Raw genomic sequence first — 13,260 nt, 5'->3', positions numbered from 1 at the left:
TTCTTGTTCTGAATAGGAACGTCTTTAATTTTTTGGGTTCTGTAGTCATGGACTTTAGAAGTAGTAGAGCCACAAGAAGGGCAAACATGAGATTTTTTTTTAGTTTCAACATGAAATTCAACGAAATCATCACCATTTACAATATTTTTTACGAAAACATCTTTTAAATTAAGCAAATTATTGATAAAATTATTCCTAAGCACTTTATCAGATGCCTCCTTTCAAAATATTTTGTGGGTTAATTATATTTTAGCAAAGCTGGCATCTGAATAAAGTGCTTTTTTGTATTTAAAGAAAAAATGTTGAGGTTTATTTACCACCCCAACATTTATTATAGAACCTTTTTTGCATTTAAAAACTTTTTAAACAAGTTCCTATCATAAATGAACAAGATAAAAGTCGAAGTTGTTTTACTTAATTCAGAATCTGTCAATTTTTTCTTATGGAAAAATAAGGAATAGCGACAAATTATTTAGCATATATTTGATATAATAACCTCACACAGAAAAATGTGGGGTGGGGTGTTATGCTACAAAGAGAAGTTTTAACTAAAAAAGAGTTTAGAGCTTTAAAAAGGGATAAATTAAAAGTACAGCATTTGTTTTTATTTGCCTTTATATTCTTTGCTTCAAGGGTTTTCTTTTTAAAAGAGATAATGCCCTTTGGATTAGCACTTTTAATAGCAGTATCCCAAGTTTTAGAAAAGGAATGGGTTTTGGTATGTGGTATTTTTTCAATTTTAGGTTATCTTACACAAGGGGATATTTTAGTATCAAGAAGTCATATATTTGTTGCGGCATGGATAATGCTTTTTAATTTGATTTTAAAGAATGAAAAATCAAAATTTATTAAAATGGCGGTAACAACTTCCCTTTTAAATGTTGGAGTATCCTTTGCTCTTCACAGGTATATTTTAAATAATTTAACATTATATGATATAATTTCATCCTCCTTTGAAGCCTTTATAATGATATCTTCATCATATCTATTTACATATGGAGTTTCATATTATTTCAATAAAAAAAGTGTTGACATAGTAAAGGAAGAAATAATAAGTTTAATTCTTATAATACTTATTTCTTTTGCGGGGCTTTGGGATATAAATTATATGGATATATCTTTAAAATCAATTCTAACCGTTTTATTTATACTTATTGCTGCACAATTAAGGGGAAGTCAGGTAGCATCTACAATAGGGCTTTTACTTGGTTTTGTGCTAAGCTTTTCTGGAAACACTTCAACATATGTTTTAGGAGTTTATGGATTTAGTGGACTTATTGCAGGAGCCTTTAAGGATATGGGGAAAATAGTTGTTTCGGCAGCCTACATTATATCTTCTATAGTAGTAATGATATATTCAGGGAAAATTGAATTTTTGGTTCCTTTTATTTTAAATGTTTCTTTAGCTTCTGTTATTTTTATTCTAGTTCCTAGGTCTTTGTTAGAGAAAATAGAAATATCTTTAGATTTTGAGAGAAAAAAAATAATTCCGCAAAAAATTTATATGGAAAGAATAAAGAATTACATAAATACGAAATTAGATGCCGTATCTAAGTCTTTAAATAGTTTATCTAGTATATTAACTGAAAGATATGAAAATAATTTATCAAGGGCCAATGAAATTAAAGGTGTTATTGAAAAAGTTGCTAATAAAGTTTGTGCAAATTGTGATGCGAAACATTTTTGCTGGACTGAGGATACTTATTATACTTATGATATTTTCTTTGAGATGTTAAGGTTTGCTGAAAAAAACGGTAAAATAGATATAAGACAGGTTCCCGATTCCTTTAATTTTAAATGTTTAAAGTTAAATGAAATTATAAGACATATAAATTTTGAAATTGAAATACTTAGAATAAACAACCGTTGGGCTAAAAAGCTTTTAAATTCAAAGGTTATTTTAGCAGAGCAAATAAAAGGTATATCAGGTGTAGTATCAGATATAGTAAAGGATATAACAAAGTCCTTTGAATTTAAAAATGAGCTTGAAGAACAAATTGCTGTTCTTTTAGATTTAAATGATATAAAATATAGAGATGTTTTAGTTACTAAAAACTCCAATAATAAATTTGAAGTGACTATTTATGGAAATGCATGTTTAGGTAAATCTTTATGCAATAACGATATTGTAAAGATTGTTTCACAGGCTTTAGGGAAAAGAATGGTAAGAGAAAGTACGATGTGTAAATTAGATAATGAAAACAATGTATGTCATTTCAAATTGGTGGAAGCTGAAAACTTTGGAGTTGCATCAAGCGTTGCAAGGTATTCAAAGGAAGACGTCTCAGGGGATAGTTACTATTTTGGAAATGTAGCTCCTGGAAGATATGTAATTGCAATTAGTGATGGAATGGGTAGTGGATTTGAGGCAGCTATGGAAAGCAATACAACTATTGCCCTTATTGAAAAATTTATGGAGGCAGGTTTTGATAGAAATACTACTATTAAAGCTATAAATTCTATACTTTTGTTAAAAAACAAATCCGATTCCTTTGCTACTGTTGATTTAGGCATAATAGATTTATATGAAGGAATTGGGGAGTTTATAAAAGTTGGGGCAGTTTCTACATTTATAAAATCAGGATTTGATGTTGAGGTTATTGAAAATAAGAGTCTACCTATAGGAATTGTAGATGAAATTGAAATAGAAAGTGAGATACATCAATTCAAAAGTGGAGATATGATTATAATGGTTTCTGATGGAGTAGTGGATGCTGATAGGGATCTTAAGGAAAAATGGATTGTAAAGCTTCTTAGGGAATATAGCGGAGGAAATCCTAAGGAATTAGCTGATTATATATTGAATAAAGCTAAAGAAAAGTATGGAAATGACATAAAGGATGATTTAACGGTTATTGTTTCAAAAATATGGAAGGTGCAATAAAGGAACCGAAAGGTTCCTTGTTGTTTTATTTAAAAGTATTTGTTATGATAAAAAGAAAAAAGGTGATGTTTATGATAGATAAGGTTTTAAGTTATATAAATAAAAATTCTATGATTAGTAATGGAGATAAAGTAGTAGTTGGTTTTTCTGGAGGGCCTGATTCTACAGCTCTTTTGCATATACTTTATAGATTAAAAGATGAGCTTAAAATATCCCTTTATGCAGTTCATGTAAATCATTTAATTAGGGGACAAGAAGCTTTTAGAGACGAGGAATTTTCAAAAAACTTTTGTGAAAAATTAAATATACCTTTTTATTCTTTTAGAATAGATGTAACAAAAATGGCTAAAGAAAAAGGTCTATCCTCTGAAGAAGCAGGAAGAATAGCAAGATATGAATGCTTTAACAATGTTTTAAAGGAAATTAATGGTAATAAAATTGCCCTTGCCCATAATAAAAATGACCAAGCAGAAACCATCATTATGAAATTTTTAAGGGGGTCTGGCCTTAAAGGATTGAGTGGAATACAGCCAGTAAGGGATAACATAATAAGGCCCCTTCTTATATGCTCAAGGGAAGAGATAGAATATTATTGCGAACATAACAATTTACAGCCTGTAATAGATAGTACTAATAAAGAAGCTATATACCTTAGAAATAAGGTTAGATTAGAGCTTATCCCATATATTATTAAAAATATAAATGAAAATGTCGTTGATAATCTTTTTAAAATGGCAGAAATTTTAAATGATGAGAATGAATATATTGAAAAAGAGGCTCTAAAATATTATGAAGATATAAAGGACAACGGCGGAATAATAGTTGAAGGGTTTAAAAAATTACACGTTGCTTTAAAAAGGAGAATAATAAGGCAACTGATAAAAGATGTTAAAGGAGATTTAAATGGAATAGAAAATCTTCATGTTGAGGACTGTCTAGAGCTTATTGAAAGAAATCAAACAGGAAAAATGCTGTATCTTCCTAAAAATTTAGTTGCAGAAATTTCATATGGTAAGTTTTTTATTAAAAGATTAGATACAAAAAAGGATTTTGAGTATATTTTAAAAATTCCCGGTATTTTAAGACTAGATGAATTAAATTTAGTAGTTAAAACAGAATTATTAAAAAATCATGGCAATTTAACCGATACGCCGTTTATAAAATACTTTGATTATGATAAAATAAAAGGTGGATTAGTTGTTAGAAATAGAAAAGAAGGAGATTATATTTTTCCAAAGGGTATGAAGGGGAAAAAGAAGATAAAGGATTTGTTTATAGATAAAAAAATCCCAAGGGATGAAAGGGATTCAATACCCCTTGTGGCTATTGGGAAAGAGGTTCTTTGGGTTTATGGTATTAGGGATACTAAGAATTATAAAATAGATGAACACACTAAAAATGTGTTAAAAATTACGATTGAAAGGGGTTAAAATATGGAGACTGCTATTGAAAGGGTTTTATTAACTGAAGAAGAGATAAAAAAAAGGATAAAGGAGATAGCATATGAAATAAAAAAAGATTTTCCCAAGGGTGATATTATACTTATTGGGGTTTTAAAGGGGTCTGTAATGTTTGTGGCAGATCTTATGAGGGCCCTTGATTTTAATGTTACGATGGATTTTATGGCAGTTTCAAGTTATGGAAATTCTTCTGAAACTTCAGGAATTGTTAGAATTTTAAAGGACCTTGATTTTGACATTGAAGGAAAGGATGTAATAATAGTTGAAGATATAATAGATACAGGTACTACTTTAAAGTATTTATATGAGTATTTAAAGGCAAGAAATCCAAAAACTTTAAAAATATGTTGTCTTCTTGACAAACCAGAAAGGAGAAAAGTTAACATTGAAGCTGATTATGTAGGGTTTAAAATTCCAGATGCTTTTGTTGTAGGTTATGGCCTTGACTATGCTGAAAAATTTAGAAACCTACCCTATGTAGGTATATTAAAAGAAGATATTTACAAAAAATAAACAATGGTGTATATTTATAATGTTGTACGGTGAAAGGGGGATTTAAGCTTGAATAAGAATCTTTTAAAAAGTGCTAGTGCATGGCTTTTGATAATAATGGCTTTTTTTATAGCAATGACTCTTTTAGATGGTGGAACAGGTAAAAAAAGTGAAATAGTTTATACAGAGCTTATAAACGAAATTGAAAGGGGCAATGTAAAGAGTATATATATAGATACTGATACAGGAAATGCAACAGGTGAGTTTAAAGATGGAACATCTTTTACAACTACGGTCAATATAAATACTACAGAATTTGAAAAAATAATTAATGAATATAATAAAACCCACGCCCAAAAAGTACAACTAAAGTATGTTCCACCTTCAAAGTTTCCATTTTGGGTTTCTGCGTTGCCTAACATCATAATGGTAATAATGCTTGTTATTTTTTGGTTTATATTCCTCCAACAAGCTCAAGGCGGTGGAGGAAAAGGAGTTATGAATTTTGGAAAAAGTAGAGCAAAACTTGTAACTAATGATAAAAAAAGAGTAACCTTTAATGACGTTGCAGGTGCTGATGAGGAAAAGGCTGAACTTCAAGAAGTTGTTGACTTTTTAAAAAATCCTAGAAAGTATATTGAAATGGGAGCTAGAATTCCAAAAGGAATACTTCTTGTTGGGCCACCAGGAACTGGTAAAACCTTACTTGCAAAGGCAGTTGCGGGAGAAGCAGGTGTTCCTTTCTTTAGTATAAGCGGTTCAGATTTTGTTGAAATGTTTGTAGGTGTTGGTGCATCAAGGGTTAGAGACCTTTTTGAAAATGCAAAGAAAAATGCTCCTTGCATAGTTTTTATAGACGAAATAGATGCAGTAGGAAGACAAAGAGGAGCAGGGCTTGGTGGTGGACATGATGAAAGGGAGCAAACTTTAAATCAACTTTTGGTTGAGATGGATGGTTTTGGAACAAACGAAGGTATTATAGTTCTTGCAGCTACCAACAGACCTGATATTTTAGACCCTGCACTTTTAAGACCAGGAAGATTTGATAGGCAAATAGTTGTAAATGCTCCAGATGTTAAAGGAAGGGAAGAAATACTTAAAGTTCATGCAAGAAATAAGCCCCTTGAAGCAGAGGTTAACTTATCTATAATAGCTAAAAGAACACCCGGTTTTACAGGTGCAGATCTTGAAAACTTAATGAATGAAGCTGCATTACTTGCAGTAAGAAAAGGTAAAAAACTTATAGGCATGGAGGAGTTAGAAGAGGCTATAACAAGGGTTATTGCAGGGCCTGAAAAGAAGAGTAGAATAATGAGCGAGAGGGAAAGAAGGCTTACTGCTTATCATGAAGCAGGGCATGCAGTTGTTATGAAGCTTTTACCAAATACTGATCCTGTTCATCAGATAAGCATAATACCAAGAGGAAGAGCAGGAGGATATACTTTAGCTCTTCCACAGGAGGATAAGTATTATGCTTCAAAAACTGAGCTTGAAGAAGAAATTGTAAGTCTATTAGGTGGACGTGTTGCAGAAAAACTTGTATTAAATGATATTTCAACAGGTGCAAAAAATGATATTGAAAGGGCTACAAATATTGCAAGAAAAATGGTTATGGAATATGGTATGAGTGAAGTTTTAGGACCTATTGAATTTGGAACAGGACATGAAGAGGTATTCTTAGGAAGAGACTTTGCAAAGACAAGAAACTACAGTGAAGAAGTTGCAGCTCTTATAGATAAAGAAATAAAGAGAATAATAGAAACGGCTTACAATAGAGCAGAAGAGCTCTTAAAACAAAATATAAATAAGCTTCACAAAGTTGCTGAAGCTTTACTTGAAAAAGAAAAACTTGAAGCTGAAGAATTTGAAGCTATCTTTAATCAAGCATAATAAACCTCGGGGAATTCCCGAGGTTTAAAAAATAATTGGAATGGGAGTGTTGGGTATGGAAAAGGATGTTTTAAATAAAGTTACGGTTGGGATTAATTCAGTTATTGAAACTAACGTTAAAGAGAAGGATTCTGCTAAAAACTATGCCAGCGGTGCAGTGGATGTTTTATCAACTCCTGCTTTGATAGGGTATATAGAATGTGCTGCAAAGGATGCAGTGGATCTTCATCTTCCAACGGGATATACTACTGTTGGAACAAGGCTTGATGTAAAGCATTTAGCAGCAACTCCTATTGGAATGAAAATAAGAGCTGTTGCAGAGCTTATTGAAGTAGATGGTAGAAGGCTTGTATTTAAAGTAGAAGCCTATGATGAAGTTGAAAAAATAATGGAAGGAATTCATGAAAGGTATATAGTAAATGTAGAAAAATTTATGTCAAAGGTAAATGATAAAAAGTAAAGTTTTTTATTTGTATTGGGGAGGTAATTATGCTTTTAGTTTTTGATGTTGGTAACACTAATATAGTTGTTGGAGCATATAAAGGGAAAAAACTTTTAGATGTTTGGAGGCTTTCTACAAATCTTCCAAGAACATCGGATGAATATGGGATTGCAGTTATAAATTTGTTTGAAAAGGCAAATATAGATTATAGAGAAGTTGATGCAGTTGTTGTTTCTTCTGTAGTTCCTAACATAATGTATTCTTTAGAGCATATGATAAGAAAATATTTTAATGTAGAACCTTTGATAGTAGGGCCGGGTATTAAAACAGGTATAAACATAAAATATGATAATCCTAAAGAAGTTGGAGCAGATAGAATTGTTAACGCAGTTGCAGCTTTAGATATATATAAAAGGTCCCTTATTATAGTTGATTTTGGAACAGCGACAACATTTTGTGCTGTGGGAGAAAAGGGAGATTATTATGGAGGTGCAATAGCACCGGGAATAAAAATTTCTAGTGAGGCTTTATTTGAGAAGGCAGCAAAACTTCCAAGAATTGAACTTGTAAAGCCTCCAACGGTAATTTGTAGAAATACTGTAAGCAGCATGCAATCTGGAATAATATATGGTTATGTTGGATTGGTTGATTATATAGTAAATAAAATGTCTGATGAAATGGTTAAACTTGGAGAAAAGACTCCTTATGTTGTAGCAACAGGAGGACTTGCTAAATTAGTAGCTTCAGAGAGCAAGACTATACATGAAGTAAACCCTGTATTAACCTTAGAAGGCCTTAGGATAATTTATGAAAAAAATAGGTGATATAAATGAAGATAGGAAATTTTATAACTTCTAATAATGTGTTTTTAGCTCCTATGGCAGGAGTTACGGATAAGGCTTTTAGGTTAATATGTAAAGATTATGGTTGTGGGATGCTTTATACTGAAATGGTAAGTTCAAAAGGTTTATATTATGGAAGTAAAAAGACAAATCTTCTTTTAGATATAGATGATAAAGAAGCTCCAGTTATTGTTCAAATATTTGGAAGTGATCCTGATATTATGGCAGATATGGCAGAACAGATAAGCTTAAATGAGAAGGTTGCTTGCATAGATATAAATATGGGATGTCCAGCACCTAAGATTGTCAAAAATGGTGAAGGAAGTGCCCTTATGAAAAACCCTGAGCTTGCCTATAACATAGTAAAAAAAGTTGTTCAAAAAAGCAAGAAGCCTGTTTCTGTTAAAATAAGAAAAGGATGGGATGCAGCTTCTGTTAATGCAGTTGAATTTGCTAAAATGTTAGAGGATGCTGGTGCTTCTTTTATTGCAATACATGGAAGAACAAGGGAGGAAATGTATTCAGGACATGCAGATTGGGATATAATAAGAAAAGTTAAACAGTCGGTGAACATACCAGTTATAGGAAATGGAGATGTAGTTGATGAAGAAAGCGCAAAGAAGATGTTTGAGGAAACAGGCTGTGATGCCATTCTTATAGGAAGAGGCGCATTAGGAAGGCCATGGATATTTAAAAGGATAAATTACTATCTTAAAACAGGTGATAAACTTCCTGAAATTACTCTAGAAGAAAGATTTAATGTTATTTTAAAACATCTTAAGATGGCTGAAGAGTTTAAAGGAAGACAAGGTATAATAGAAATGAGAAAACATGTTGCTTGGTACTTAAAAGGTCTTAGAAATTCTAGTTATGTTAAAGATATAGTAAATAGGCTTGATGAACGGGAAAAAATAGAAGAGGTTTTGTTGGAATATAAAAGGGTTTTGGAAGATGCTACAACAGTGTAGCATCTTTTTTATTGTAAACAAAATAAAAAAGGTATAAAATGTAAATGAATATATTGTGTTCACAGGGGGGATTTCATGGATTACATAAGGGTAGGGGATAAGGTTATAAGTATATCTAAAATTAACAATACTATTGATGAAATATTGGAATTAAGATGTAAAGGATATTCTCAGCAGGAAGTTGCAAGAATATTAAATATAGATAGGACTTTTATATCAAGGCTTGAAAGTATAGGGGAAATAAGAAGAGGTGGAAATATTGCTGTAGTAGGTTTTCCTATTGCCAATAAAGATGAACTTGAAAGGGAGCTTAAAAAGGCTGGAGCAGATTTTGTTTTTTTACTGACAGAACAAGAGAGGCAAAAAATTGTTAGAGAACAGAATGGTTTAGATCTTGTCAATTGGCTTTTAGAGATAATCTCTAAAGTTAGAAAATATCAGCATTGTATTATATTAGCTTCTAATATAAGGTCTAAATTGCTAGCAACATTGTTAGATGGGCATGTTTACATTATGGATATAGGTAAATCACCTTTAAAAGAAGATGTTTATGTAGATGTTAATTCTGTATTAAGAATAATAGAAATGATAAAGAATTAGGAGGATACTATTATGAAGCACGTTGTTTCAGTAAGTCTTGGCTCTTCTAGAAGAAATCATAGGGCTGAAGCTGAATTTTTAGGAGAAAAATTTTTAATAGAAAGGATAGGGACAGATGGAGATTTTAATAAAGTTATAGAAATTATAAAGGAATTGGATGGAAAAGTAGATGCTTTTGGTATGGGGGGGATTGATTTATATTTATATGCAGCTGGAAAAAGGTATGAAATTAAAGATGCTGCTCTTATAAAGCAAGCGGCTAAAAAAACTCCTATTGTTGATGGTTCAGGACTTAAAAATACTTTAGAGAGAAAGGTTATAAGATACATAGATGAGAATGTATTTAATTTAAAAGATAAAAAGGTTCTGATGGTGAGTGCAACAGATAGATTTGGCATGGCAGAAACATTAGATGAACTTGGGGCACAACTTATAATTGGAGATCTTATGTTTTCATTAGATATTCCTATTCCTATAAAATCAATAAGGCTTTTCCATACTATTGCTAAAATTATATTACCTATAGCAACGAAAATGCCTTTTGAAAAACTGTATCCTACTGGTAAAAAGCAAGAGGAGAGAACCCCAAAGAATGAAAAATATTTTTATGAAGCGGATATAATAGCAGGAGATTTTTTATTTATAAAAAGGTTTATGCCTGATGATTTAACTGGAAAGATAATTATTACTAATACTGTTACAAAGGATGATATAGATGAACTAAAGAGATTAGGAGTAAGGTATTTGATTACTACTACTCCAGAGTTTAATGGAAGGTCCTTTGGAACAAATGTAATGGAGGCTGTATTAGTTTCTATATTAAATAAAAAGGTTGATGAAATAACCTTTGAAGATTATGAAAACCTTTTGGAAAAACTAAATTTTAAACCAAGAATTGTTTGTTTAAATGAATCAGATGAAGTTAAAATATGTTGACATTGTATCTGGGGTGTTTTATAATACCATATAACGAAGTTTTAACAAGCACTATATTTATAAATATAGTGCTTGTTATTTAATTATTTTAGGGAATTTAGTAAAATAATGTGCATATAATATCTATAAATCAATAAGCAAAAAAGAGGGGAGAGTACATATGCCAGAGAACAAACAAATTATTTTAACATATGAAGGAGTAAAAAAGATAGAAGAAGAACTTGAATACCTTAAAACTGTAAAAAGAAAAGAGGTATCTCAAAAGATAAAAACTGCTATATCTTTTGGAGATTTAAGCGAAAATTCAGAATACGATGAAGCAAAGAATGAACAAGCTTTTGTTGAAGGTAGAATTGCAACTTTAGAAAATATGCTAAAAAATGCAAAAATAATTGATGAAGATGAAATTAATACAGATGTAGTTTCAATAGGTTCTACGGTTAAAGTTAAAGATTTAAAATATGGAGATGAGCTTGAATTTACTATAGTTGGTTCAGCTGAAGCGGATCCTGCTAAGATGAAGATTTCCAATGAAGCTCCAATAGGAAAAGGACTTTTAGGTAAAAAAGTTGGAGATGTAGTAGAAATCCAAGTTCCAGATGGAATTGAAACCTTTGAAATATTAGAAATAAAAAGACATTAATGGAGGGAAAGTTATGGTAAATACAAATGAAGAACTCAACAATCAAGAATTTCAAAAGCTTGAAGCTGAATACAATGAGCTTATGAGGCAAAGACTTTTAAAATTAGAAGAATTAAGGGCTAAAGGACAAGATCCTTTTGCAATTACTAAGTATGACAGGACTCATACATCAAAGCAAGTTAAAGAAAACTATGATGAGCTTGAAGGAAAAGATGTAAAAGTTGCAGGAAGGTTGATGACAAAAAGAATACATGGTAAGGCTGGCTTTGCAGATATTCATGATAGATATGGAAAACTTCAGCTTTATGTAAGGATTGATGATTTAGGAGAAGAAAAACTTAAGGCTTTTAAAACTTTAGATATTGGTGACATAATTGGAGTTGAAGGAACAGTATTTAAAACTAAAACAGGAGAGATATCAGTTCACGTAAAAGATTTTATACTTCTTACAAAATCTTTAAGACCACTTCCTGAAAAATGGCATGGACTTAAGGATCCAGACTTAAGATACAGACAAAGATATGTTGACCTTATAATGAATCAAGATGTAAGGGATACTTTCTTTAAAAGAACTCAGATAATAAGAGCAATAAGAAAATTCCTTGATGATAGAGACTTTATAGAAGTTGAAACTCCTGTTTTATCACCTATTGCAAGTGGTGCAGCAGCAAGACCATTTATAACTCATAGCAATGCTTTAGATATAGATTTATATTTAAGAATTGCTACTGAGCTATATTTAAAAAGATTAATTGTAGGTGGTTTTGAAAAGGTTTATGAAATGGGTAAAAACTTTAGAAATGAAGGTATTGACATAAGGCACAATCCAGAATTTAATATGATAGAAATTTATGAAGCTTATGCAGATTATAATGATATGATGAAGCTTACAGAGGAACTTATAGCTTATGTTTGCAAAGAAGTTCTAGGAACAACTAAGGTAGTTTACCAAGGAACAGAGATAGATTTTACTCCTCCATGGAATAGATTGACTATGAAGGAAGCAGTAAAGAAATATGCAAATGTTGACTTTGATGAAATAAAAAGCGATGAAGAAGCAAGGGAAATTGCAAAAAAATTAAATGTTGTTGATGAATTAAAGAAAGACTTAAAGGACTGTACAAAAGGCGATATTTTAGTTGCAGTATTTGAAGCTTATGCTGAAAAGCATTTAATTCAACCTACATTTGTTTTAGATTATCCAGTAGAAGTTTCACCTTTAACTAAGAGAAAGCCAGATGACCCAATGTTTACAGAAAGATTTGAAGCTTATGTATATGGAAGAGAAATTGCAAATGCTTACTCAGAATTAAATGATCCAATTGATCAAAGAGAAAGATTTTTACAACAGCTAAGGGAAAGAGAACTTGGAGATGATGAAGCATACATGATGGATGAAGATTTTATAAATGCTCTTGAAATAGGTATGCCTCCGACAGGTGGCCTTGGAATTGGTGTAGATAGGCTTGTAATGTTCCTTACAAATTCATATTCAATAAGAGATGTTATATTATTCCCAACAATGAAGCCAACAAAATAAGGCAGGATTTCCTGCCTTATTTTGTTAGGGGTAAGGAATACTCTTATAAAAAATTTTAAAAGGGTATTGCATTTTTTAAAATATATGCTATAATCATAGATGTAAGTGTTCCACGGTAGCTCAATGGTGGAGCATCCGGCTGTTAACCGGAGGGTTGGAGGTTCGAGTCCTCTCCGTGGAGCCATTTTCTTTTTTAAAAAACAAAAAAGTAGTTGACAAATTTAAATAAGCATTATATAATATAAACTGCTGTTTGACCTTTGAAAACTGAACAGTGGCGAAGCGACCAGCATATAAATAGGAGTTAGGATTTAAACATAAGAGTTTGATCCTGGCTCAGGACGAACGCTGGCGGCGTGCCTAACACATGCAAGTCGAGCGGAGAGGCGAGGGGGTTTACTCTGAGCCTCTTAGCGGCGGACGGGTGAGTAACACGTGGGTAACCTACCCCAAGGAGGGGGATAACAGGTCGAAAGGCCTGCTAATACCGCATAAAGCTACTGGGGCGCATGCTTTGGTAGCCAAAGGAGCGATAGCTCCGCCTTGGGATGGGCCCGCGGCCC

General features: G+C 31.7%; 12 protein-coding genes, 1 tRNA gene and 1 rRNA gene. 13 read left to right on the top strand and 1 reads right to left on the bottom strand.

Going from position 1 to position 13,260, the window contains the following annotated elements; all coding sequences use genetic code 11:
• Positions 1-203 (bottom strand): transposase family protein (locus C4R78_RS09620; RefSeq protein WP_146057666.1); only part of this gene is annotated, 203 nt, incomplete at its 3' end.
• A 323-nt stretch (positions 204-526) separates the two neighbouring features.
• On the opposite strand from C4R78_RS09620, the gene spoIIE reads away from it, so the two are divergent.
• The 13 genes from spoIIE to C4R78_RS08865 form a co-directional block, all read left to right on the top strand.
• Positions 527-2,884, top strand: coding sequence for a stage II sporulation protein E (gene spoIIE / locus C4R78_RS08925; RefSeq protein ID WP_103896703.1), 2,358 nt, complete (start codon positions 527-529; stop codon positions 2,882-2,884).
• A 44-nt stretch (positions 2,885-2,928) separates the two neighbouring features.
• Positions 2,929-4,314 carry a tRNA lysidine(34) synthetase TilS gene (gene tilS / locus C4R78_RS08920; RefSeq protein ID WP_159945877.1) on the top strand — a complete coding sequence of 462 codons (1,386 nt, stop codon included), beginning with the start codon at positions 2,929-2,931 and terminating at the stop codon, positions 4,312-4,314.
• A gap of 3 nt (positions 4,315-4,317) precedes the next feature.
• Positions 4,318-4,857, top strand: coding sequence for a hypoxanthine phosphoribosyltransferase (gene hpt / locus C4R78_RS08915; protein WP_103896701.1), 540 nt, complete (start codon positions 4,318-4,320; stop codon positions 4,855-4,857).
• Positions 4,858-4,905: 48 nt separating this feature from the next.
• A complete protein-coding gene (ftsH, locus tag C4R78_RS08910; RefSeq protein WP_278308563.1) occupies positions 4,906-6,726 on the top strand; it encodes an ATP-dependent zinc metalloprotease FtsH in 1,821 nt (606 codons plus the stop codon).
• Positions 6,727-6,781: 55 nt separating this feature from the next.
• Entirely contained in the window at positions 6,782-7,186 is a 405-nt protein-coding gene (locus C4R78_RS08905) for a thioesterase family protein (protein WP_103896700.1), read from the top strand.
• A 29-nt stretch (positions 7,187-7,215) separates the two neighbouring features.
• Entirely contained in the window at positions 7,216-7,992 is a 777-nt protein-coding gene (locus C4R78_RS08900; RefSeq protein WP_103896699.1) for a type III pantothenate kinase, read from the top strand.
• Between the two features lie 5 nt (positions 7,993-7,997).
• A complete protein-coding gene (gene dusB / locus C4R78_RS08895; protein ID WP_103896698.1) occupies positions 7,998-8,978 on the top strand; it encodes a tRNA dihydrouridine synthase DusB in 981 nt (326 codons plus the stop codon).
• A 75-nt stretch (positions 8,979-9,053) separates the two neighbouring features.
• Positions 9,054-9,578, top strand: a complete 525-nt coding sequence (locus C4R78_RS08890) for a helix-turn-helix domain-containing protein (protein ID WP_103896697.1) — start codon at positions 9,054-9,056, stop codon at positions 9,576-9,578.
• A 12-nt stretch (positions 9,579-9,590) separates the two neighbouring features.
• Positions 9,591-10,514, top strand: coding sequence for a quinate 5-dehydrogenase (locus C4R78_RS08885; RefSeq protein ID WP_103896696.1), 924 nt, complete (start codon positions 9,591-9,593; stop codon positions 10,512-10,514).
• Positions 10,515-10,674: 160 nt separating this feature from the next.
• Positions 10,675-11,157 (top strand): transcription elongation factor GreA, encoded by a 483-nt coding sequence (gene greA / locus C4R78_RS08880; protein WP_103896695.1) that lies wholly within the window; start codon positions 10,675-10,677, stop codon positions 11,155-11,157.
• A 13-nt stretch (positions 11,158-11,170) separates the two neighbouring features.
• On the top strand, positions 11,171-12,697 hold the full coding sequence (gene lysS / locus C4R78_RS08875; protein ID WP_103896694.1) for a lysine--tRNA ligase: 1,527 nt from the start codon (positions 11,171-11,173) through the stop codon (positions 12,695-12,697).
• A 109-nt stretch (positions 12,698-12,806) separates the two neighbouring features.
• Positions 12,807-12,881: transfer RNA gene (locus C4R78_RS08870), tRNA-Asn, on the top strand.
• Positions 12,882-13,010: 129 nt separating this feature from the next.
• A 16S ribosomal RNA gene (locus tag C4R78_RS08865) occupies positions 13,011-13,260 on the top strand; the annotation flags it as partial.

This window comes from Caloramator fervidus, from assembly GCF_900108045.1.
GTDB classification, from domain to species: domain Bacteria; phylum Bacillota; class Clostridia; order Clostridiales; family Caloramatoraceae; genus Caloramator; species Caloramator fervidus.
This window is presented reverse-complemented; position numbering and strand designations above follow the sequence as displayed.

Bases quoted from the DNA above. Each gene is read 5' to 3' on its own strand.
- dusB (WP_103896698.1), top strand. From the start codon at position 7,998: ATGAAGATAGGAAATTTTATAACTTCTAATAATGTGTTTTTAGCTCCT.
- hpt (WP_103896701.1), top strand. From the start codon at position 4,318: ATGGAGACTGCTATTGAAAGGGTTTTATTAACTGAAGAAGAGATAAAA.
- C4R78_RS08890 (WP_103896697.1), top strand. From the start codon at position 9,054: ATGGATTACATAAGGGTAGGGGATAAGGTTATAAGTATATCTAAAATT.
- tilS (WP_159945877.1), top strand. From the start codon at position 2,929: ATGATAAAAAGAAAAAAGGTGATGTTTATGATAGATAAGGTTTTAAGT.
- lysS (WP_103896694.1), top strand. From the start codon at position 11,171: ATGGTAAATACAAATGAAGAACTCAACAATCAAGAATTTCAAAAGCTT.
- C4R78_RS08885 (WP_103896696.1), top strand. From the start codon at position 9,591: ATGAAGCACGTTGTTTCAGTAAGTCTTGGCTCTTCTAGAAGAAATCAT.
- greA (WP_103896695.1), top strand. From the start codon at position 10,675: ATGCCAGAGAACAAACAAATTATTTTAACATATGAAGGAGTAAAAAAG.
- spoIIE (WP_103896703.1), top strand. From the start codon at position 527: ATGCTACAAAGAGAAGTTTTAACTAAAAAAGAGTTTAGAGCTTTAAAA.
- C4R78_RS08900 (WP_103896699.1), top strand. From the start codon at position 7,216: ATGCTTTTAGTTTTTGATGTTGGTAACACTAATATAGTTGTTGGAGCA.
- C4R78_RS08905 (WP_103896700.1), top strand. From the start codon at position 6,782: ATGGAAAAGGATGTTTTAAATAAAGTTACGGTTGGGATTAATTCAGTT.